Here is a 21873-nt window from a genome sequence, read left to right as displayed (position 1 = left end):
TGGGTCTTGCTATTCATAAAAAAATGCTCATCAATATGATGAGCATTTTTTTATGATGATTTTTCTCGTTTTTTTCGAAATGGCAACCACCAGTTCCAGTCTCCAAATAACTTCATTAAGCTTGGTACGAGCATAAGACGAATAATTGTTGCATCAAGAAATATTGCTAATGCGACGCCAAGCCCCATCTGCTTTACTGGTAAAATATCAGTAAATGCGAATGCACCCGTTACAACAATCATTATTAAAGCAGCTGATGTAATGATTCTACTTGTTGAAACGAGCCCTTCTAACGTTGCTTGATCGTTATCTCCTGTTTCTTCATAGAGCTCATGAATGCGTGAAATAAGAAATACTTCATAATCCATACTAAGCCCAAATACGAGGCCAAAAATGAAGATTGGTAAGACAAACAGAACCGGACTCGCTTCTAAACCGAAATGACCACCTTCAAATAACCAAACAACAATTCCAATGGTTGCACTTAAACTAAGTATATTCATAATAATTGCCTTAATTGGAATGAGTATAGATCGGAATGCAAATAATAATATAACAAAGGTCGATCCAAATATAACAGACATACCAATTACAACTTTATCTTTAATTTCATCTTCTAATTCTTGTTGAAACGTCGTCATTCCGCCTAGATAATACGTAACATCCGTTTCTTTATAGTTCTTTTTAAAGTCACGCACCCACTGTTTTGCAGTCTCTGTACGTGGTTTTGTTTTCAAAAAGACTTCTATCGTCGTCTTATTCCCTTTCGTGTATGCTTCAAATACAGGAGTTAGTTTCGCTGACTCTGGCGACTGCAATATTCCAACAACTTGATCTGCTTTCATTCCAGTTAACCCGTCGTATAAACTTCTTACTTCATGTACTTTCTTATCATCTTTTAACTTTTGAACGACTTCTTCTATCTTTTGTAGACTTTCTTTTTCTTTCATATCTTCTTTCGTCTCTACAACTAACATAACATCAGCGTGTGTTTTGACAGTTTCATTAAATGCTTCTTCATACTTTTCATATGCAATCCTTGTATCACTCTTTTCAGGTAAAGCTTCAACACCAGGGAACTGCAAATTAGCTGTACGTAACGGCAATAAGCAAATAACAATAAATGTTGTAACAACAATAATCATTGCGATTGGATGTTTCATTACAAATTGTGCAAATTTACGCCATGCTTTTGCCGGCGTATGTGCTACTTGATTCTTTTTTAATATTCTTTTACCTATTAACGATAATAGCGCTGGAAGAAGTGTGAGTGAGAATAAAATACTCATAATCACAACAATCATTCCGCTAATCGCGACAGATTGAATATAATCTATCTTAAAGAAAAACAAACCTGACAACCCAACAAATACGCATAATCCTGAAAATACAATTGCACGTCCTGCCGTCTGATATGTAATTGCTATCGCTTCTTTTACCGTTCGTTTAGCAACTTCCTCTCGAAAACGGTTCACAAATAATAGCGCAAAATCAATAGATAGTGCAAGTCCAATCATCGGTGCAACGTTTAACACGAAAATAGAAAGTTCTTTATCCACACCGATAAAATACAATATACCCATCGTGCTAATAACACTAAGCGCCCCATTCAAAATCGGTAAAATTGATGCCAAAAGGCTACCAAACGAAAATAGTAATACAAGAAACGCAATTGGTAATCCAATCATTTCTGCTACTTTTAAATCATTTTGCGTTCTTTCATTAATCTCTTGATTAATTTTCGGAAATCCTGTAGGTGTTACTTTTAATGCTACATTACTTTCTTTCTCAATCTCATCAGCAAATTGTAATGTCTTTTCCATTCTTTCTTTATTTGTTTTCCCGGAAAATAAAATTGTCGCATAACCGATATCACCTTGTAGCATTTCTTTATTTTGGATTGGGTGATGGAAAGATTCATAGTTCTCTTTCTCTTGAACATTCTTTACAATTTCATCTATTCGTTTTTTAAATTCCTCATGCGAAGCATCTTTATTTTTCTCAAAAACGAGCAGAAGCGTATCTTGAGACCTCTTAAAATCTTTATCTAAAATTTCTTTTGTTTTTTGATAGTCGCCTTCCGTTTGGAAACCGTCACCACCTAATACTCCCGGTAGCTTTGGAGCAAAAATCCCAAGTGCGATTGCGAGCAACAGTAACGCTACAATTACTGTATAACGAAATTGATACAAAAAAGCTCCTAACTTGCCCCACTTATCAACTTTATGAACATTTGTCTTCACACATTTTCACCTACTTTAAATAATTCAATTGTCACTTATACTGTATCATATCTTTATACAAACAAAAAACGCCTAGGAACACTATAATGATAGTTTTTCCAGGCGTTTTTTCTATCTCTCTTTATTAAACCCCAATCTCTCAGTAAGTAAACGATGATAGTAAATAGCGATAACTAACAAAATACCACCTACGCAGTAACCAGCTAAAATATCAGTTGGGTAATGTACATTTAAAATGACTCTACTTAATCCAATCGATAGAATTACTGTGCCCATCAAAATCGTTGTGACACATTTCCCAGCTATGCTTTTCAAATTAGCAGCAATGATATAAGCAAGAAATCCAAATGTCATAATTGATAGCATTGCATGTCCACTAGGAAAACTATATCCAAGTGCATCTAGCGCTTCATTTAATGACGGACGTTCTCTCTGTACAATCTCTTTTATCCCTTTATTCACAAGATGTGTTATTAAAATTCCCAGTGGATACACAATCATCGTAGCATAATAACGCTTCTTCCAAAAAACAAGCAAACTTATAACGAGCGTAGCGACTATCCCAATTGCTGATCCCAATTTTGTAAAGTACGAGAAAAATGTAAGGGAACTCTCCGTTTGTAGCCCTTTTACTAATCCACGGACATATGTATCCATCACGGTAACGCCACCTGCATGTACGCGCCAAGCAACAATACCAAATACAGCAAATAATAAAGCAATACACATTATCTCATATTGATGTAACTTCTTCTTCAAACGATTTCCTCCTACTATGAAAAAATGCGATTTCTACTTTAGAAACCGCATTTCCTTACTTATTTACCTTTTGTTTTTAGCTCCGTCCAGTAACGATCATAGTCTTTTAACTTATCATCTACATCAACAAGCCATTCTGTACGATCTAACTCTTCTTTCGTTAAGAAAATCATGTGATTATCACGGTATTCTTTACTATGAAGAGGATGAGCTTTTTCATTTGGATTACTGTAACCAATTGACTCGTAGTTTTTCACACTTACTTTTTCATCTAGTAAGTAGTTCATAAATTTCTCAGCAAGCTCTTTATGTTTTGCACCTTTTGGAATTGCTAACGTATCAGCCCAAATTGTGCCGCCTTCTTTTGGTACAACGTATTCTACATCTTTATTATCTTTTGCGATAAATGCTGCATCTCCAGACCAAACTGTTCCGATCCAAGCATCTTCTGTAATGAATTTTTGTTTAATGTTGTCTGTATCAAATGCTAATAAGTTTGGAAGCAGCTTCTTTAAATCATCTGCTGCTGTCTTTAACTCTGCATCTTCTTTCGTACTGTTTGAGAAACCGTGCTTCTTAAGACCCATTCCTAATACTTCACGAGAATCGTTTAGTAACGTTACATGTCCTTTATATTTCTCATTCCATAAGTCAGCCCAGCTTGTAGGTGCTTCTTTCACATACTTTTTATTGTATGCAATCCCTGTTACACCCCAAGTGTACACTAAAGAATATTTATTCTCTGGATCAAACGCCGGTGTTTTGAAATTAGAAACCATGTTTTCGATATTTGGGATATTCTTTTTATCTAACGGCGCTAATAAATCCATTTTCGCCATTGTTTTAACCATGTAATCAGATGGCTGAATTAAATCATACTTTGCGCCACCAGCTTGTAATTTCGCAAGCATTTCTTCGTTACTTGCGTACTTATCATAGTTAATTTTCACATTATATTTCTTTTCAAAATCTCTTAGCACTTGCTCATCAAAATTGTCAGCCCAGCTATAAATATTTAATTCTTCTTTTTTTTCACCACAACCAGCAAGTACACCAGCAACAAGGCTAAAGCTAATTGCTGCGCCAGCTATTCTTTTCATTAATTTCATCGGTTTATTACCCCCTCGTACTTTCTATATCGTTCGTATTATAAAGGAAGGTGTCCTCCAGAGTTTTCTTCACCATCTGCACCTTTGTTACGGAAGATTTCAGATAGAACCATTAATCCTACGATAGCAACAATTAAAATTGTAGAAAGAGCATTAATTTCTGGTGATACTCCGCGCTTAACCATACTGTAAATGTATAATGGCAATGTTGTTGATCCTGGTCCTGATACGAAGAAACTAATTACAAAATCATCAATTGATAATGTGAATGTTAATAATGCTGCCGAAATAACTCCCGGTGCAATTGCTGGGAACGTTACATAACGAAACGTTTGCCAAGGCGTTGCTCCTAAATCATTTGCAGCTTCTTCTAAGTCACGTCCCATACTTGAAAGACGCGCAGCTAAAATAACAACAACAAACGAAATACTAAATGTAATATGTGCAATAATAATCGTTGTTTGTCCAAGTTCCATTCCTAACTGACTGAAAAGAATTAGTAAAGATAATCCCATTAAAATATCAGGAATTAAAATTGGTAAATATACAAGGCCATTAATAGCCCCTTCGAAACGATATTTATAACGATGTAAAGCAATCGCAAAGAATACGCCAAGTACCGTTGTCACAATCGTTGTTATAACTGCAATCGTAATACTATTTACAAATGCATCAATAACATCTTGTTTTTGAAATAAATCTGTATACCAATGGAATGTAAAACCTTCCCACTCCGCATTAATGCGAGAGTCGTTGAAAGAATAGACCATTAAAACCATCATTGGAAAATACAAGAATAACAAAATTAACCAAGAATAAGAAACTAAAAACTTCTTCATCTTTGCCTATTCCCCTCCGTTCTCATTATATTTATATACTTTCGTTGCACGATAATATAAGTAAATTAACAGAACAGAGAATAGAACAACGATAATCGATAACGCAGATCCAAACGGCCAGTCACGTGCACCTAAGAATTGGTTTTGAATAACGTTTCCGATTAATGCTACTTTCGATCCGCCCATCACGTCTGATACAACAAACATTCCGATAGAAGAAACGAATACTAAAATAGAACCAGTCGCAATTCCTGACATTGTCATCGGCACTGTTATATTCCAAAATGCCTTTATTGGTGTTGCTCCTAAATCATAAGCCGCTTCTAGCTTACGCTTATCTAGCTGCTCAATTGCTGCATACACTGGTAAGATCATAAATGGTAATAAAGAATAGACCATTCCGAGTATTACAGAAGGAGTATTATATAATAAATTTAACGGTTCACTAATAATACCAAGCTTTAATAACAACGTATTCACAAGGCCTTGTGAACGTAAAATAACAATCCATGCGTATGAACGAACAAGAAAGTTAATCCAAAACGGGATCGTTGCCAATAATAAAAGAATAGAACGATATTTGCGGTCAACAATTGTAATTGTATACGCAAATGGATAACCAATTAATAAACATATTACTGTAGTAATAACTGCGATTTTAACAGTTTCCCATAATGTCCCTAAGTACAATGGATCAAACACACGGGATATATTCTCCAGCGTAAATTGCATTTCTACTGTCCCGTAAGCTCCGCGCTGCATGAAGGCGAATCCTAATACGAATACGAGCGGGATTAGGAAGAAAATTAATAACCACGCGACTGTAGGTAGTGCGAGTAATTTCCCTTTTTTCAATTTAAGGTCACCTCGTCCTCTTGCTCCCAGCCTACATATACATTATCTCCAATGCTCCACTGCGCTGCCTCTTCAGCAGTTTGATATGCCATTAGTAATTCTGATGTTTTCTCATCACGTACATAAAGCTTCTCCATATTTCCGACAAACTCTATATCTTCAATATGTCCAAGATGGTATTCTTTTAAAATTGGTTCTTCAACCGAACGTACTTTTACATTTTCAGGGCGAATTGCTACATAGCCTTCCCCGTTTTTCACAATATTATTTTCACCGATGAATGTCGCAACGAACAACGTTTTCGGCTTATTATAAATTTCTTTCGGCGTTCCGATTTGTTCGATATGTCCTTTATTCATAACCACGATACGATCGCTCATGCTCATTGCTTCTTCTTGATCGTGCGTTACGTATATGAACGTAATTCCTAAATTACGTTGTAAGTTTTTCAATTCACGTTGCAAGTCTTTTCGTAACTTAAAGTCAAGCGCTCCAAGTGGCTCATCTAATAGTAATACACGCGGATTATTTACAATTGCTCTTGCAATTGCAACACGCTGCTGTTGTCCACCAGAAAGCTTCGCAGGTTTACGATTACGGAACTCAAGTAACTGCGTTAAACGCATTGCCTCTTCAGCACGCTCTTTCTGCTCTGCTGCTGATACTTTCTGCATTTTCATACCAAAACAAATATTCTTCTCCACTGTCATATGTGGGAATAGTGCGTAATGTTGGAACACTAGGTTCATATGACGCTTATATGGCGGTAAATCGTTAATTCTTTCATCATCTAATAAAAGATTCCCTTTAGTTGGAGTTTCAAATCCTGCGATCATACGAAGTAAAGTCGTTTTCCCGCAGCCACTCGGCCCTAAAATTGTTAAAAACTCTCCCTCTTTAATATCTAAAGAAAGAGGTGGGATAATCACTTGATTTCCAAAATGTTTTTCAACTGCTTCAACTTTAATAATCTTTTTCATTTTCCCGTCCTATCTACCTTAAATTTTAAATTTTTATATTCATGAATAAATATTTATGTTCTATAGACTATTTTTTGTTTCGATCCAAACAAAAATGGTTATTTAGCAAGCGTTCGTTTCTATTCTTTATGTAGTATGTTTGATTCATTTTCGCATGATACATAACGTCGAACAGAAAAACCCCTTCCATTGCGAAGGGGCTATTATCATACGGCTGCGCCTACTGATAAACACCATCATCATTTTAACAACTTTCGTATGAATTTTAAAGCACTTTTTGTAGAAGAGTAACGAATTTTCATGTCGAATGCTGTAGATTGGGCTAAAATGCTTTTATAATGTGAAAAAGTCCGAAAACTTTCTTTCCCATGATAACCCCCTAATCCACTACTTCCAACACCCCCAAAAGGTAAATATGGCGTGGCAAGATGATAGACAACATCATTAATACAGCCTCCACCATATGAAATATTACTCGTCACTTTCTTTTGTACTTCTTTATCTTCAGAAAATACATATAACGCTAACGGCTTCGGATGTTGCTGAATTGTGCCAATTACATCTTCTATATTGTCGTACTCTATGATTGGTAAAATCGGGCCAAAAATTTCATCTTCCATAACAGCATCTTGCCATGTAGTATCCGCTAGTACTGTCGGCTCAATATGTAATGTATCTTTCTTATAGTTTCCACCAATTACGACTTGACCATCTTGTAAAAATCGACATAATCGTTCAAAATGACGCTCACTTACAATACGCACGTAATTTTCATTTTGCAAAGGTTCTTTACTATACTGCTCTGTAATTTCATGTCGCATTGCCTCAATTAGCTTTTCTTTCACGGAAGAATGCACGTACATATAATCAGGCGCTACACACGTCTGCCCTGCATTTAAAAACTTACCCCAAACAATTCTTCTTGCTGTCATCTCTATCTTTGCATCTTTATGTACAATACAAGGACTTTTCCCGCCAAGTTCTAACGTAAGCGGCGTCAACTGTTTCGCTGCTGCTTCCATTACAACTTTTCCAACGCCAACACTACCAGTAAAGAAAATATAATCAATCGGTTCCCTCAGCAAAGATGTACTCTCTTCAACGCCACCTTCTACTACCGCTACAAGCTCTTCTGGGAATAACTCACCTAACATTCTCTTAAGCACTTTTGAAACGCTTGGCGTTAACTCTGACGGCTTTAAAACGATTGTATTTCCAGCTGCCAGTGCTCCTACAAGTGGTGCAATTGCTAATTGGAACGGATAGTTCCACGGTGCAATAATAAGCGTAACACCATACGGTTCTGGCACTACTTTTCCTTTTGATCCAAAATGAGTCAGTGCTGTTCGAACTCGCTTTGGTTTACTCCACGATGACATATGTTTCAATTGAAAAGAAATTTCTTTTAATACATATCCAACTTCCGTTGTAAACGACTCGTGAACTGACTTATTTAAATCTAATTTCAATGCCTGAAATATTTCTTCTTCAAAACGCTGAATGCCTTCATAAAGCCTCTTCAAATTATTCTTTCTCATTTCGATGCTTCTCGTATGCCCTTTTAAAAAATATTCCTTTTGCCTACTTACAATAGAGGAAATACTCATTCACTCACCTTCTCCCACTATTTTTATCCAGTTCTTTCATTATTTATATAGACTTCATATATAATAAATTTCTATTCTTAAAGTTACATTATATATGACTTTTTCAACTATATAAAATTCATTGCTCACAAAAAAACTACCGAAAGAAAATCTCTCGGTAGTTTCACAGTATTAACGATATAAACGAACAGCACCTGCAGAATTATCATCAGCTTGTCCTACTACTTCAAACTTCAGACCAAGCTTCGGTAAAATACGTCCTGCATCTGGAATCTGTTGATTAATATACGTTTTCGAATCATCAAACTTCGCTACACCCGCTAAGCCATCATACGTATACGTTCCACGCGTTGGAGATACAACTTTCCAAGCTGGCGTTTTATCGAATGAGAATGCCGCATCAGCGATTTGGAATCGTGTACTACTATCAATTGTTGGTTTACCATTTAAAGTTCCTACAATTGCTTCTGGATGAGAATCAACTACACCAAGGAAACCATGTCCTGGATGTAAACCAACCCAGTTATCTGCGTAAGCTGAGTCTGCATACCATACAACCATACCTGAGTTATATTCTGGACCGCGAGCAAATTTCAATGCGCTATCTGATCCAGTATGGTTTCTCCACTCTACGTAGTAGTTATGTTTTTTCTTCTCTGTTCCGCTAGATACAACGAAACCATCTAATTTTAATTGTGGTGTACCTTCAGCATCATCTGAGAATGTAACTTTACCATCTACTGTTAATGACGCATTATCAAGTAGGAAACCATTTAATGCTAAACCACCATCCGTAATGTACTCAAACGTTAATTTTACTTTTTTACCTTTGAATTGACTTAAATCATATGATTTGTCAATCCATTTTCCATTTGTCGAATCTGCATTTCCACTATTTGCTTTCTCGCCAAGTCTTTCAATTAACGTTTTTTGACCATCTTCTGTTACAGCATGTACTTCAAGGAAATCATACTCTGCTTCGATTTCATATAACGATTTGAAATCAAATTTCGCATTCGTTGCATTCGTTAAATCGAACAGTGGTGTTTCTAACGTTGTATGAAGATTATCACCTTTTGTGCTGTAGTAATACTGCTTACCAAATGCTGGTGCAATTGTTTTTACATCTTTATCTGGTAAGTTAACACGAATCATACCTGGACGGTTAGATTTCGTAACACTTTGGTCTAAATATGTTGCTAGACCGATACCTTTATTTAATTTCTCGTAATCTACTTCTACGATATTTGCCCAGTTACCACCAATTGTTTTTTGGAAAAACTCTTTATTTTGTGGTGAGAAACTCGTTGGTGTTGTTCCAGCGATTTTACCAGCCCAGCTGCCGCCACTCATAACAGACCAAGCTTGAATTGGCTCACCATGACCCGTATAGTCTGTATCATACTCATCTGGTAAACCTAAATCATGGCCATATTCATGCGCGAATACACCAACTGCGCCATCTTCTGGTTCAATTGTGTAGTCGAATGCTGCCATCTTTCCGCCCCAATATGGAACTTTCGCTTGTGTGCCTTCAATTGCGAATGGTTTTGGTCCAACTGTCCAGCGATGTGACCAAATTGCATCATCACCTAATTTACCACCGCCAGCTTCTTGTCCAACACCCGCATGAATAATCATTAAGTGATCGATTAAACCGTCTGGTTGATTTTGATTTCCATCACCATTTACATCGTATTGATCGAACTGATCAAACTGTGATAAATCAAGACCGCTATCTACAGCTGCTTTTAATGCATCTTTTACTAGATCACGTGGTCCTTTTGGTCCTTTATTATCATGACCTGTAGCAGCATCTGCACCATAATCAGCAGCTTTACCAGGAACTGTTAACCATTTTGTAACTGTTCCGTCCACTGTGTAACTACCACCGGATTGCTCTTCGTAATATTGTTTAAATGTTTCGATTTTGCTTCCATCCTCTAACGCGAATGGCTCATCACCGAATAACATTTTTTCATAGTGTTCTTTGTTAAAGTCTTCCGAATACATATAACCAGGTTCTTTATCGATGTTGTTATGTTTAAAATCAGCGTACTCTACAAGTAAAACAAGTACCTTATCTTTACGAACATCGCCGTTATATGCTTTTTGTTTTGCTGGAGAAGTTGGTACTTTACCATTTAGTCCGCCTTTAACTGGTCCTGTCGCTGCAGGTGTCCCTGTTGCTGGCTGATTTAGTTTTTCTTTCGTATCTGCTTTCGCATCTTTCACTTTCTTTAAAAAGTCAGATGCTTCTTTCGTAAGTTGATCCCCATTTGTTGCTTCTTTCCCAGGATTTTCACCCTTTTTGTCCTCTACATACTTTTCAACAGCTTTCTTTGTTTCTTTCTCTGAAGCTGAAGAATCAATTACCCCACGTTTTTTCAGTGCATCTGCTAAACGCTCTTCTGGAATTAAATGATCATCCACTGGGCTCGTAGCTGTTTTATTCACAGGTGTTTCAGCATATGCCGATTGAGTGCCAGCTCCGAATGAAAGGCCTAATACAGCTGTCAAAGCGATTGATGACAAAACTTTGAACGGTTTCTTGTTCATCCCTTATTTCCTCCCCTAATAAATAATATGTATTACAAATTAAATTTTATTAAAAATTCAATATTTTTTCAATATTTAGTCATATTATGTAATGTTTTTAATATATTTGTAAAAATTTCATAGTTAGCATACGGATATATCACAATTCAACAATGTTTTCTGAAAATATTGAAAGTTTTTATCGAACAATTTATAATTTCCATAGAGGGAGTTTAATGGGGATTTTATCTTTGTTTCATCTACAAAGTATTTGATAATTCACTATATAAAACACAAAGTCCGATTGCATTATCATGTATTCTGTAGCAGCAATTATGACCGATAATTAGGGAGGAATTACATTTGTACAAAGATAAGACAGACGCACTGGATCAAGAATGGATTGATTTAATACTTGAAGCTCTAGATGCTGGTATCGCCATGCAAGACATCGAGCAATTTTTCCAACGTATGAAGCCATCCAGTCAGGCTCAATAGGTTTGTTCTTTTTAACGAAGTTTATGTTATAATAATGACATCATAAGACAACTACATATTGATAGAAAGGTGCGCAAATATGATTGGAGAACGTATAAAACGCCTTCGTTTACAAAAAGGTATTTCATTAACTGAACTTGCCGAAAAAGCTGGCGTTGCTAAATCTTACATTAGTTCTATAGAACGAAATTTACAAAAAAACCCTTTCATTCAGTTTCTTGAAAAGATCGCAGCAGTTCTACAAATTCCAGTTGATACTTTACTTCATGATGAAACAACAAAGGCAACTAACCTAGACTCCGAATGGACACAACTCGTTAAAGATGCAATGAACTCTGGTGTCTCCAAAGAACAATTTCGTGAATTTCTTGAATTTACAAAGTGGAAGCAAAATCAAAAATAATAATAGAAAGAAGTGCTTACAACCAGCACTTCTTTTTCTTTATAAAAAAAAGCGGGAATACCCGCTTTTTTATTATTTTTCTTCCCCAGCTTCTTGGTTAGCATTGAATGTCCATTCTAAATTCAATGTATCACCTTGGAAGATATTTTGGTCTTTTCCATCATCTACAAATTCAAATTGTACCCATAGATAATCCTCTGTACCAGCTGCTAATCCACCCTTTTCTCCCCACTCAGGAGCAAAGATGTCTTTAGCTAAAAGATCTGGATCAACTTTTTGTAAGTCTGCTAAAGTTGTTTCGTATACAGGCTCACTTTGTTTATCCCAGTTCCAAAGGAATTTTACTTTAACGTGCTTACCAAAGTCTTCACCAGCATTATCACCTTTTGCATCTTTAACAGTATACTTTGTTGCTAATTTAACGTCTTTAATAGTTAACGAACCGCTGTTTTGTAATAAGAACTCTTTCTTAACAGAATCCCCTGGTTTTAAATCTTTAATATCTACAAGCGTCTTAGGGTTTAATGTAAGGTCTAACGTCCCAGCTGCAAATGTATTGTTTGATACTTCTTTATCGCTAAAGAATGCAAATGTTCCTCCACCAATTAAAGCTAACCCCAATGCTGCTGATGCAACTCCCATACCTAATTTCTTTTTCAGACTCACAATCAATTCCCCCTAGCTTTTTTTTATATTTTTATCACTTATTTTTCAATAAGAGATGTAAAGAAAACTATATTAGCTTAGCTAATATGTGTTCTTTTTTAAAAACCTTATGTTCATTATAACGAACAACCCTATATAAACACAACACATATTTATTAATATTTTCAATTATTTTTATTTCTCAATATTATTTAGATTTTTCAGAAAAAATAATGATGATTTATAACTTTTTTCACACTCAAATGCATTTAATACTATAAGAAAAAAGAAAAACAAAGAGGTGAGGGCTAACGTTCCCTCACACTCATATAAATATTACTAGTTTTGCTTATTCGTTCATTATCTCTTGCACCACATTCTTGTTTTCCAGCCGTTTCACTACAGCAGTTACTCCGCTTTTTTCTGTTCTTCGGCTTTCTTTTGCTCTTCTACTTTCTTCTGTTCTTCTACTTTCTTCTGTTCTTCTACTTTCTTTTGTTCTTCTACTTTCTTTTGTTCTTCGGCTTTCTTCTGTTCTTCTACTTTCTTTTGTTCTTCGGCTTTCTTTTGTCCTTCGGCTTTCTTTTGTCCTTCCGCTTCAATTGCAATGTTTAATTGTTGCTGAAGAGCCTGAATTTGCTCATCAATAGCTTTCAAGCTAATTTCTTTCTCAATATAGTCATGTTTCTCTTTGATACTGCGAAAGCCTTCATTTACATATACGGACACTTGCTGCATCGACTCATCTTTATTTACCTTTAATTCTTCTTGTATTTGATTGTAAGGAGCCTCTATTTCAGTATATACATTTTGCAGAGCTTCCTTCTCAGCAACAATTTTCTCACGCCCTTGTTGCCATACAGAAATCGCCTGTTTTATTTCTTCAATAGAAGTTGCTTTCGATTTCCCCTTCATCGTTCCATACTCACGCTCAATAAACTGTTTATGTTTCTCAGATTGCTCTTTTAACGTATTAACTGTTTTCGGAAATATAATTGCTGTAGAAAGCGTCGCTTCCACTTTCGTTTCATGAATGAACGCCGCTTCTGTATACGTCATAATTTGAGATCCTAAATAAAACGTAATAGAACACATACACGGCAATATAAGCATCTTTTTAAAATTCCGCGGTCTTTTCAGCATCTTAATCTCCCCCATCGAACATTACGTTCTTTATACAGAACATTATCTATATTATAGTAAAGAACTATTAAAATTGATAGACAAATACTAGAAAAATAGAAAAAGGGCTATCCATGTGATAGCCCTTTTTGTTATTATCTTTCTTCACCTGCTGTTTGTTGTGCATCAAACGTCCAATTTAATTGTAACTTATCGCCTTGGAATTGATTTTGATCTTTTCCATTATCAACGAACTCAAATTTCACTTTGAATTTATCAGATTTACCTGCTGAAATACCTTTTTCATCCCAGAACCAAGCCGATAAATCATTATCTACAGCTGTAAGTGTGTCACCTTTTAATTTATCTAAAGTAGTTTGTTTCACAATTGTCTCATGCTTATCTACATTTTTTAAGAATGTTACTTTAATATGTTTACCAAAATCATCTTTATTATCTTTCTTTACATCTTCTACATTATAATCTGTTTTCAGTAGAACCTTTTTAATATCTAAAGAGCCTTTATTTTCTAGTTTAAATTCTTTTTCAATTGTATCCCCAGGTTTTAAATTCGATACGTTAACAACTGTTGATGGATTTAATGCTAAATCCAGTGTCCCAGCCGCAAATGTATTGTTTGACACTTCTTTATCACTGAAAAACGCAAATGTTCCTCCACCAACTAACGCTGCTCCTAGTACTGCTGATGTAATACCCATTCCTAATTTTTTCTTTAAAGTCATGTCCATATCCCCTTAATATATATTTGTTAACTTCCTAAACGGAAAGTATAACCAAACGAACTAGACGGATTGTTCTACTTTTTTATCTTTCTTTTCTCCGTCAATACTACGAATAGCACCAAAAATAGAAATCGCGGAATAACCAAGTAAAAAGACTCCTGGAATAATAAGAAGTAATGCTGCTCCCGCTTTTGAATTCGCATAATTCAGTAAATACCCAACATACGGAACTGTAATATCTGCATACTTTCCAACTACATTTTCTGCAAGTACTGGCTCTAAATCTGGTCCGTTGTTGTTATCCCCTTTTGTTTCATACACTACTTTTCCATTTGTATCTTTTACACCGATAATACGGTGAGTGATAATTTTTTGATCTTTCTCTTTAAAGGTAATAACATCACCTTTTTGATATTTAGAACGATCTTTGTTTGGTTCTATTGCAATGATTGATCCTGTTAAAAACGTTGGCTCCATTGATCCTGAAAGAACGCTCTTAAATTGATATCCCATCACTGTGGGATCACCACCGCTTGCTTTTGAAGAAATAACTACAAAAGCTAAAAACACCATCAATGCAAATAAAACAAATGAGATCGCGTTGCTAATTACCTTCCAAATTAATTTCATCGACTCTCTCCCTCTCCGTTGTTTTATATTATTTGAAGTATGCAATGTTCATTTTGTTCTTTAACAAGAACACAAGTAAATGATATAACGAACTTTAGGTTATTGCAATAAGAAAATTTACAATTATTAGTTAAAAGTATTTTTAGCATAGAAAAAGACTGTGATAAAATCTCCACAGCCTTTTTACTAATACGTTATTTTTCTTCTGTTTTCATTCCTTTTGTATTTCGGCGTAGCACTACATATAAAATGGCTCCAAATAGTACAAGTGCGCCTACCCCAACACTTATTACTTTCACATTTGACTCTTTTTCTTCTGATACAATTGTATCTTTTTTAGGCATCGCAAAAGTGACATCTTCTGTTGAAAGAACATTTACCGTCGCAATTGTTTGATTATTTTTCGTAATATCAACTGCACCAACTACCTCACCACGATGAATTCCTTTATGATACAAAGATTCTTTATCTAATGAAGCTGCCCGGAAAATAGTTTTCACATTTTTCCCTTCATCTTTCTTAAGCATAAGTTCTGCACTTTTTTCAAGTTCACTATTAATATCTTTATTTAAATATGTTGTTTTTTGATGCCAACTATGTTTATCTAGTACAGTTTGCTTCACAAATTGACCAAAAGAATAGTCCGCCATCTGCTTCAAATCTTCATAAATTTCAGGTCTTTGAGAAGCCATTACTACATTTATAATACGATTTCCATCTTTCTCATTTAATAAAACAAGTGTATTACGCGCTTCATTCGTAAACCCTGTCTTACCGCCAATGCTATATGGATTTTCAAAAAAATTAGATTTATTAAAAATAGACACCGTCTGCCTAGACGTCGTAACTGTCGTTCTTTTCGTATTCATCGCTTGTAAAATTTCAGGATAATTTTGCACACCTTTCGTAATCATAGCCATATCATATGGCGTCGTATAATGATTCGGATCATGCAATCCATTCGGTGTTACAAAGTGACTATCTCTCGCTCCTAATTGCTTCGCTTTCTCATTCATCATATTGGCGAAATTTTCAACACTCCCGCCAATCCGCTCCGCAATCGCATACGACACATCATTCGCACTCAGCACCATTAAAATCATAAGCGCAGTATTTCTATTAATTGTCTCTCCAGGTTGAAACTCAATTTGATAATTACTCTTCTCTTGATCTAATGCTAATTGTGAAAATGTAAATTGATCCTCTGGCTTTGTATGCTCCATGAGTAGAATCGCTGTTAACACTTTCGTCGTACTAGCAGGATATGCGCGGTGATATGCGTTTTTGTCATACAAAACATCTCCTGTTTTCGCATCAATTGTCGTTGCAAACTGACTAAAAACATTTGGTCCTTCCGCAGGTGGTGGTGCAACTTGTTCTGGATTTACTCCAATATTCGTCTCAGCACGCAATGTCATAGGTGTCAACAAAAACAAACAAATAACTGTAATAAAAACCAAAATTTTCTTAAAATTTACCATATGACTCTCCCTTTTCCATTTAATCCCTTAACAAAATAATATATCTACCAATCATATGTAATTTGTATTAAACTGGAAGAATTTTCACTATTTTTTACTATATCATATTTTTACGATAAAGAACATAAATATACAATAAAAATAAGAAGGAATTACTCTTTCTTATCCTTCTCATCAATCAACGAATCTATTAACTTTTGACTAGCTTCCTCGGGCGTAATCTCATCCGTTATCCCCATAAACGACCAACCTTTAGAATCAACCCACTCAACAAACTCTTGTAAAAATTCATCATGTGTAACATCCACATCAAGAATCGATCCATTAATCGAAATCGTTCTATTTCTAGACACGCGCATCTTGAACGTTTTTCTTACCATTACAACTTTTCTCCCTCTACTCCTGAATATTTATAAAATAATCTTGTATCTCTGTTATACATGATTTTCAGTAAATTGTAAAAAGGATATATTGGCCAATTTAAATAGCAAAAATGAAAATCTCTTACCTACGTAAACGTAATACGACATATAATTGCTCATAAATTATTAAATAAATTCATAAAAACATACAGTTATGTGGATTTATTTAAGTAAGCCATTATAGCCTTTTGGAAGATATTATCTAAAATAGTATACTAAACGGATGAAGGATATTTGAATACAGAAACTGAGGCTTTCTATTTAGCTGGACTCTTAAGTGGTAGACTTAGAGACTGATGCCGAAATTCATATTTAATTTCTATTTCTGTACATAATATTGTAAGAAAGAAGGTAGTACTGTGAAAACAACAGAAATTTTACTGACAGGGCCGATATATATGCACAATATCGTCCTAGTTATCCTAATGAATATATTGATTACTTACTTTCAGCTAACCAACTGAAAGGAAATCCGATTGTAGCTGATATTGGTTCAGGTACGGGTACGGGGATATTTAGCCGCCAGCTGCTTGAAAGTGGTTTACATGTTATTGGAGTTGAGCCAAATAATGATATGAGGAAGATGGCTGAGCAATCGTCAAAACTATATTCTCGTTTTCAATCCATAAAAGCAACTGCTGAAAATACCACTTTAAAAGAAAATAGTGTAGATTTAGTAACTGTTGCCCAAGCATTTCATTGGTTTGATAAAGAGGCTTTCAAAATTGAATGCCAACGAATTTTAAAACAAAAAGCAAACGTTGCTCTTGTTTGGAATAGTAGAGATTTAACTAGTCCACTTATTAAAGAGAACGCAGAAATTTGCCACATCAAATTCAAATGACTTTCGTACAATAAAGTAGAATATATTAGAAAACACCTTAAAATGAGGAGGAACTCAATGGCGCGTTGTACGTATTGTAAAACGAAGTGGAAAGTAAAAGACGTATGGTCGCTTCTCATAACATTTGAAAAAGATTGTCCGTATTGTTTTGGAAGACAATATATGTCTAATGATACTTTTCATCAAGCTAACGCTGCTTTACCACTGTTATTTTTATGCCCTTTAATTGTTGATTTAAGCGATGAAAATCCTTTAGATAAATACCGGAAATAATATAACGGCTACATTCAAAAACTACTTTTTACTGAATTTTCTTCTTATCATTATCCCTTCATACATTACTAGCATAATCGCTTATACTTTCCCTTTTGAAGATTCCGTAGCCCAGCAGGAATAGCGTCCTCTGAACAAGGTTTATCAATTATGACTAAAAAACAGTGATATATGTATACTGTTAAACATAAAAAATTAGCATTAGGTTCCAATCAAATATTAATTGAAACTCAGCACCGCTTGTATTCTGTAATTCAGAATACAAGCAGTGTTTTTTATTATGCATTTTTGCATACAGTATGATTTTCTCTTGTAAATAGATAATAATGGTATATAATAAAATCAACGTTTTACCAATAAAAGGTAATAAAAAGCAGTGTGATAAGTAAATAACCAAAACGTATTAACAGATTTGCTCTATGTAAATCATGATACATATATGGAATCAAAACTATGAAATTATATGTAGAGGTTAGATTACTACAAGATGAAAGATTCATAGCGAATACACTCGAGGAAAAAAGCGTTCGATTAGATTAATGTTATAAAACTACTTAATGTGGTATCTATGGAACGAATTGAGAATATACTTAGGGGGAATTTCAAGTGAAAACATTTGGTAAAGTATTATTAACAGGAGCTTTAGCTTTAGGTGGTTTAACAGCTATGAACATTGATACACCGAAGGCACATGCTGACGGAGCAAGCGAGTTCTGTCGTTATATTTGTGGTCCTAGCGAAACGGTGAACGGTGTTACAGTTCAGGTACACTCTACACAAGTTACTTTTGGTAACAGCGTAATTGCAAGAATTACAAATGACCGAGCGGAAGAAATTCATTACAATGTCAGCCTTGAAAAGAAATATGGCGATAGATGGGGAGAATTTGAAACCAACTTCCGTTGGCAAAATCAATGGGTCCCAGCTGGAAGCAATGATGAAATTGCAACTTTCACAGGATATGGCGATGATATTTATGAGGATGGAACATATCGTTATAAAGTCGAAATAAAAGACGCTGACGGTTCTATTGATACAATTTACACAGCAGGAATGACAGTTACAGGGCGATAGCTCATGACTGAGTTCCATTATTTATGATTTTATTTTTGATAATATCATTGATAATTGCGGTGATATTATTATTAAAATAAGCTCTTCGGGGCTTATTTTTTTATATAAAAATTGGAATGATAATATTCAGAAAATTACATCTTTACACTATTGAAATTTGTTGTTATTATAAGAATACATTAAATGTTACAATATTCAACAAATTATATAAATTCTCCGATTACACGAATGAAATGAAAACACATTGCTGGTGGTAATATTTATAGTTGGGATCCCGTAGCTCAGCAGGGAGAGCGCCACCTTGACAGGGTGGAGGTCGTGAGTTCGAGCCTCTCCGGGATCATATGAAAAACCCCTTGATAGTCAAGGGGTTTTCTTTATGTAGCAAATAAATAATTATTATTAAAACTAAATTTTTTCCCTACTTCTTTTCTCCATTTTGGAGAAAGACATAAATTATATTAATCATCGCTCTGCGTTGTTCGCTAGAACTCGATTCTTTACTCTCTTTTGAGAGCTTTTTAAAATTCTCTTTGAAAAATAGCCTAATACGGCAATTTTTATATTTATTTATATAAATTTCTCAACAAAAAAGATCTACACAGTTTAACTATGCAGATCTTTGTAAATTTAAGTTTAAAAATGAATAGACGAATCCTATTTTTGCCCTAACTTGATTGCCTTTTTGATATTACTAAATGCACCTTTACCATATATTAATACGCCACCGCGGTAAACACGACTCGTTAAACCAATCATTATACATATTGTTGCGATTAGAATCCCTAATGCTAGCGCAATCTCCCATACTGGGATATTAAGGAATCCAATTCGTACAAGCATAACTATAGGAGTAAAGAAAGGTACATAACTAGTAATGGTAACAACCATGCTGCTTGGATTTGACATTCCATAAATTGCAATATACAAAGCAGCAAGTAACATAAACATCAGCGGCATAACAGCTTGAGAAGATTCCTCTATACGCGTAATGATAGAGCCAAATAGACAAGATAATGAGCCATATAATAAGAATCCTAATGTGAAGAATAGAATCCCATAAAACACTAGAGTTGGAGCAACAGAATTTAAATCAATACTATTTAAAATATCATTTTTCGAATCATTAATTGCTGTTTTATATCCAACAGTTGCGACCAAGCCCCAAATTATGATTTGCGTAATACCAGCCAATAATGTCGAGAATAGCTTCGCATATAAATGTTTGGTAGGCGAAATACTTGAAACAACTAACTCCATAACACGAGAAGATTTCTCTGTTGCAACATCTGTTGCTAATTGTGCAGCATACATTAATATCATTAGATAATTTAGCATGATAAAGACATTAATTAAAATCCCTACACCCTCAGTATGTTCTCCATCTTTAACCTTATCTGAAACCGTTTTGGTATGAATTTCTACTGGCGTTGTTAACACCTTTAATTCATCTTGCGATAGATTCAATTGCTGGGCGAAGTTAGAAGATTGTATTTGAGATAAAATCGTTTGAACCTTGCTAACATCTTGCTGATTTACATCCGTCTCAGTTATATACGTAGCCTTTAATTGTTTATTATTCAATTCCTCTACAACGATTGCATATGTATAATCACCATTTTTAACACCTGATTCTGCTTTTTGTTTATCCGTGCTACGTTTAACTTGTATCTTACTATCGACATTTTTAAACACTTGATGAATGGTTGAATATAATTCTTCTTTTTCTGTTACAACAACAACTTGATCGTCCTCGTTACCTACAAACAAGTTATAAATCTTGTCAAAATTCATCAATCCTATAATTAACATAGAAACTATTATTGTAATAGCAAAATATGATTTTGATTTCACTTTAGATTTATAGTTTTGTAAAAAAATTGTCCAGAAACTACTCATTTTGTGCACCTACTTTCGCAATAAAGATATCATTTAATGTAGGCTCTTCTACTGCAAACTTTTTAACATACCCTAATTTTGTTATCTCTTTAAATAAAACATGTGACACTTCTTCATATGAAATTTTAAGAGTAACTGCATTTTTACGTTTCTTCATACTTTCTACACCTTTTATTTCTTTCAAATGGTCAAAGTCATGATCGCCAACGATTACAACGTTCTTTTTACCAAAATCACTTTTAATTTTGGCAATGTCACCCTGAACAACAGGTACACCTTTGTGCATAATACAAATGTGTTGGCATAACTCTTCCACATGTTCCATACGATGTGAACTAAAAAGAATTGACGACCCTTGTTTTTGCATATCAAGAACAGCGTCTTTTAACATTTCAACATTTACTGGGTCTAAACCACTAAATGGTTCATCTAAAATTAAGAGTTCAGGCTTATGTATAATCGCTGTTATCAGCTGGATTTTTTGCTGATTCCCTTTAGAAAGTTCTCCTACCTTTTTGTTCAGATGCTCAGTAATATTAAAACGCTCCAGCCAATAGTGAAGTTCTTTTTCTGCATCTTTACTTTTCATGTTCTTTAGTTTTGCAAAAAAGTTAACTTGTTCTTTGACAGTCATTTTCGCATAAAGACCACGTTCTTCTGGTAAATACCCAATTTTATCTGTAACACCATAATTTATAGGTTTACCATTCCATGAAATGGTCCCACTTGATTTCGATAAAAGTCCAAGTATCATTCGAAATGTAGTCGTTTTACCTGCTCCATTCCCGCCCAAGAATCCAAATATTTCACCTTTTGGTATCTCGATATTCAAATTATTCACTGCAACATGCTCGTCAAATTTCTTTGTTAAATCTTTAATTAGTAAACTCATTATCCACACCCTTAAAT

The 21873-nt window shown here is 34.7% G+C and carries 20 protein-coding genes, 1 tRNA gene and 1 pseudogene; 6 read left to right on the top strand and 16 right to left on the bottom strand.

The features are described from left to right. Positions 1–50: 50 nt before the first annotated feature. The 8 genes from BCG9842_RS06210 to inhA1 form a co-directional block, all read right to left on the bottom strand. The gene (locus BCG9842_RS06210) at positions 51–2243 is read right to left on the bottom strand and encodes an MMPL family transporter (RefSeq protein WP_000856414.1); all 2193 of its coding nucleotides are present in this window, start codon (positions 2241–2243) and stop codon (positions 51–53) included. A gap of 111 nt (positions 2244–2354) precedes the next feature. Continuing rightward, complete coding sequence (locus BCG9842_RS06205) at positions 2355–3002, bottom strand: phosphatase PAP2 family protein (RefSeq protein WP_000727779.1); 648 nt, start codon at positions 3000–3002, stop codon at positions 2355–2357. A gap of 59 nt (positions 3003–3061) precedes the next feature. Further along, complete coding sequence (potD, locus tag BCG9842_RS06200) at positions 3062–4111, bottom strand: spermidine/putrescine ABC transporter substrate-binding protein PotD (RefSeq protein ID WP_000772489.1); 1050 nt, start codon at positions 4109–4111, stop codon at positions 3062–3064. A 38-nt stretch (positions 4112–4149) separates the two neighbouring features. Beyond that, the gene (gene potC, locus BCG9842_RS06195) at positions 4150–4950 is read right to left on the bottom strand and encodes a spermidine/putrescine ABC transporter permease PotC (RefSeq protein WP_000714192.1); all 801 of its coding nucleotides are present in this window, start codon (positions 4948–4950) and stop codon (positions 4150–4152) included. Positions 4951–4956: 6 nt separating this feature from the next. Then, a complete protein-coding gene (gene potB / locus BCG9842_RS06190) occupies positions 4957–5805 on the bottom strand; it encodes a spermidine/putrescine ABC transporter permease PotB (RefSeq protein ID WP_000715500.1) in 849 nt (282 codons plus the stop codon). Then, a complete protein-coding gene (gene potA, locus BCG9842_RS06185) occupies positions 5802–6785 on the bottom strand; it encodes a spermidine/putrescine ABC transporter ATP-binding protein PotA (RefSeq protein ID WP_000720333.1) in 984 nt (327 codons plus the stop codon). The genes potB and potA overlap by 4 nt, the downstream gene beginning before the upstream one ends. Before the next feature lie 239 nt (positions 6786–7024). After that, positions 7025–8392 carry an aldehyde dehydrogenase gene (locus BCG9842_RS06180; protein ID WP_000028385.1) on the bottom strand — a complete coding sequence of 456 codons (1368 nt, stop codon included), beginning with the start codon at positions 8390–8392 and terminating at the stop codon, positions 7025–7027. Positions 8393–8563: 171 nt separating this feature from the next. After that, the gene (gene inhA1, locus BCG9842_RS06175) at positions 8564–10951 is read right to left on the bottom strand and encodes a M6 family metalloprotease immune inhibitor InhA1 (RefSeq protein ID WP_001035950.1); all 2388 of its coding nucleotides are present in this window, start codon (positions 10949–10951) and stop codon (positions 8564–8566) included. 342 nt (positions 10952–11293) lie between these two features. On the opposite strand from inhA1, the gene BCG9842_RS06170 reads away from it, so the two are divergent. Both BCG9842_RS06170 and BCG9842_RS06165 read left to right on the top strand, forming a co-directional pair. Further along, positions 11294–11428 (top strand): anti-repressor SinI family protein, encoded by a 135-nt coding sequence (locus tag BCG9842_RS06170; protein WP_000276219.1) that lies wholly within the window; start codon positions 11294–11296, stop codon positions 11426–11428. 79 nt (positions 11429–11507) lie between these two features. After that, entirely contained in the window at positions 11508–11831 is a 324-nt protein-coding gene (locus tag BCG9842_RS06165; protein WP_000578865.1) for a helix-turn-helix domain-containing protein, read from the top strand. 72 nt (positions 11832–11903) lie between these two features. Here BCG9842_RS06165 and calY read toward each other — a convergent pair whose 3' ends face one another. The 6 genes from calY to BCG9842_RS06135 all read right to left on the bottom strand — a co-directional run bounded on the left by calY (position 11904) and on the right by BCG9842_RS06135 (position 16832). Next, positions 11904–12497 carry a biofilm matrix protein CalY gene (gene calY, locus BCG9842_RS06160; protein ID WP_000053713.1) on the bottom strand — a complete coding sequence of 198 codons (594 nt, stop codon included), beginning with the start codon at positions 12495–12497 and terminating at the stop codon, positions 11904–11906. A 387-nt stretch (positions 12498–12884) separates the two neighbouring features. Beyond that, on the bottom strand, positions 12885–13634 hold the full coding sequence (locus BCG9842_RS06155; RefSeq protein WP_079997101.1) for a DUF4047 domain-containing protein: 750 nt from the start codon (positions 13632–13634) through the stop codon (positions 12885–12887). A 119-nt stretch (positions 13635–13753) separates the two neighbouring features. Next, positions 13754–14341: a CalY family protein gene (locus tag BCG9842_RS06150; protein ID WP_000172852.1), complete on the bottom strand. Its 588-nt coding sequence runs from the start codon at positions 14339–14341 to the stop codon at positions 13754–13756. A gap of 60 nt (positions 14342–14401) precedes the next feature. Then, positions 14402–14971, bottom strand: coding sequence for a signal peptidase I SipW (gene sipW / locus BCG9842_RS06145; protein ID WP_000767805.1), 570 nt, complete (start codon positions 14969–14971; stop codon positions 14402–14404). A 194-nt stretch (positions 14972–15165) separates the two neighbouring features. Next, positions 15166–16452 carry a D-alanyl-D-alanine carboxypeptidase family protein gene (locus tag BCG9842_RS06140; RefSeq protein WP_000247024.1) on the bottom strand — a complete coding sequence of 429 codons (1287 nt, stop codon included), beginning with the start codon at positions 16450–16452 and terminating at the stop codon, positions 15166–15168. Between the two features lie 152 nt (positions 16453–16604). Next, a complete protein-coding gene (locus tag BCG9842_RS06135) occupies positions 16605–16832 on the bottom strand; it encodes a hypothetical protein (protein WP_000251862.1) in 228 nt (75 codons plus the stop codon). Between the two features lie 436 nt (positions 16833–17268). Between BCG9842_RS06135 and BCG9842_RS06130 the strand changes: the two are divergent. From BCG9842_RS06130 to BCG9842_RS06115, 4 genes and pseudogenes are all read left to right on the top strand, one after another. Further along, positions 17269–17700 (top strand): annotated as a pseudogene (locus BCG9842_RS06130) (class I SAM-dependent methyltransferase); the annotation flags it as partial. Positions 17701–17775: 75 nt separating this feature from the next. Beyond that, positions 17776–17991 (top strand): hypothetical protein, encoded by a 216-nt coding sequence (locus BCG9842_RS06125; protein ID WP_000090226.1) that lies wholly within the window; start codon positions 17776–17778, stop codon positions 17989–17991. A gap of 606 nt (positions 17992–18597) precedes the next feature. Further along, positions 18598–19065, top strand: coding sequence for a hypothetical protein (locus tag BCG9842_RS06120; RefSeq protein ID WP_000846651.1), 468 nt, complete (start codon positions 18598–18600; stop codon positions 19063–19065). Between the two features lie 270 nt (positions 19066–19335). Continuing rightward, a tRNA-Val gene (locus tag BCG9842_RS06115) sits at positions 19336–19408 on the top strand. 314 nt (positions 19409–19722) lie between these two features. Here the strand turns inward: BCG9842_RS06115 and BCG9842_RS06110 are convergent. Together BCG9842_RS06110 and BCG9842_RS06105 are read right to left on the bottom strand one after the other, a co-directional pair. Continuing rightward, positions 19723–20964: an ABC transporter permease gene (locus tag BCG9842_RS06110; protein WP_000094237.1), complete on the bottom strand. Its 1242-nt coding sequence runs from the start codon at positions 20962–20964 to the stop codon at positions 19723–19725. Further along, positions 20957–21856, bottom strand: a complete 900-nt coding sequence (locus tag BCG9842_RS06105) for an ABC transporter ATP-binding protein (protein ID WP_000054722.1) — start codon at positions 21854–21856, stop codon at positions 20957–20959. The genes BCG9842_RS06110 and BCG9842_RS06105 overlap by 8 nt, the downstream gene beginning before the upstream one ends. Positions 21857–21873 lie beyond the last annotated feature (17 nt).

It is taken from the genome of Bacillus cereus G9842, assembly GCF_000021305.1.
GTDB lineage: Bacteria > Bacillota > Bacilli > Bacillales > Bacillaceae_G > Bacillus_A > Bacillus_A thuringiensis_S.
The sequence above is the reverse complement of the archived record's forward strand: the minus strand, read 5'-3'. Positions and strand labels throughout refer to the sequence as shown.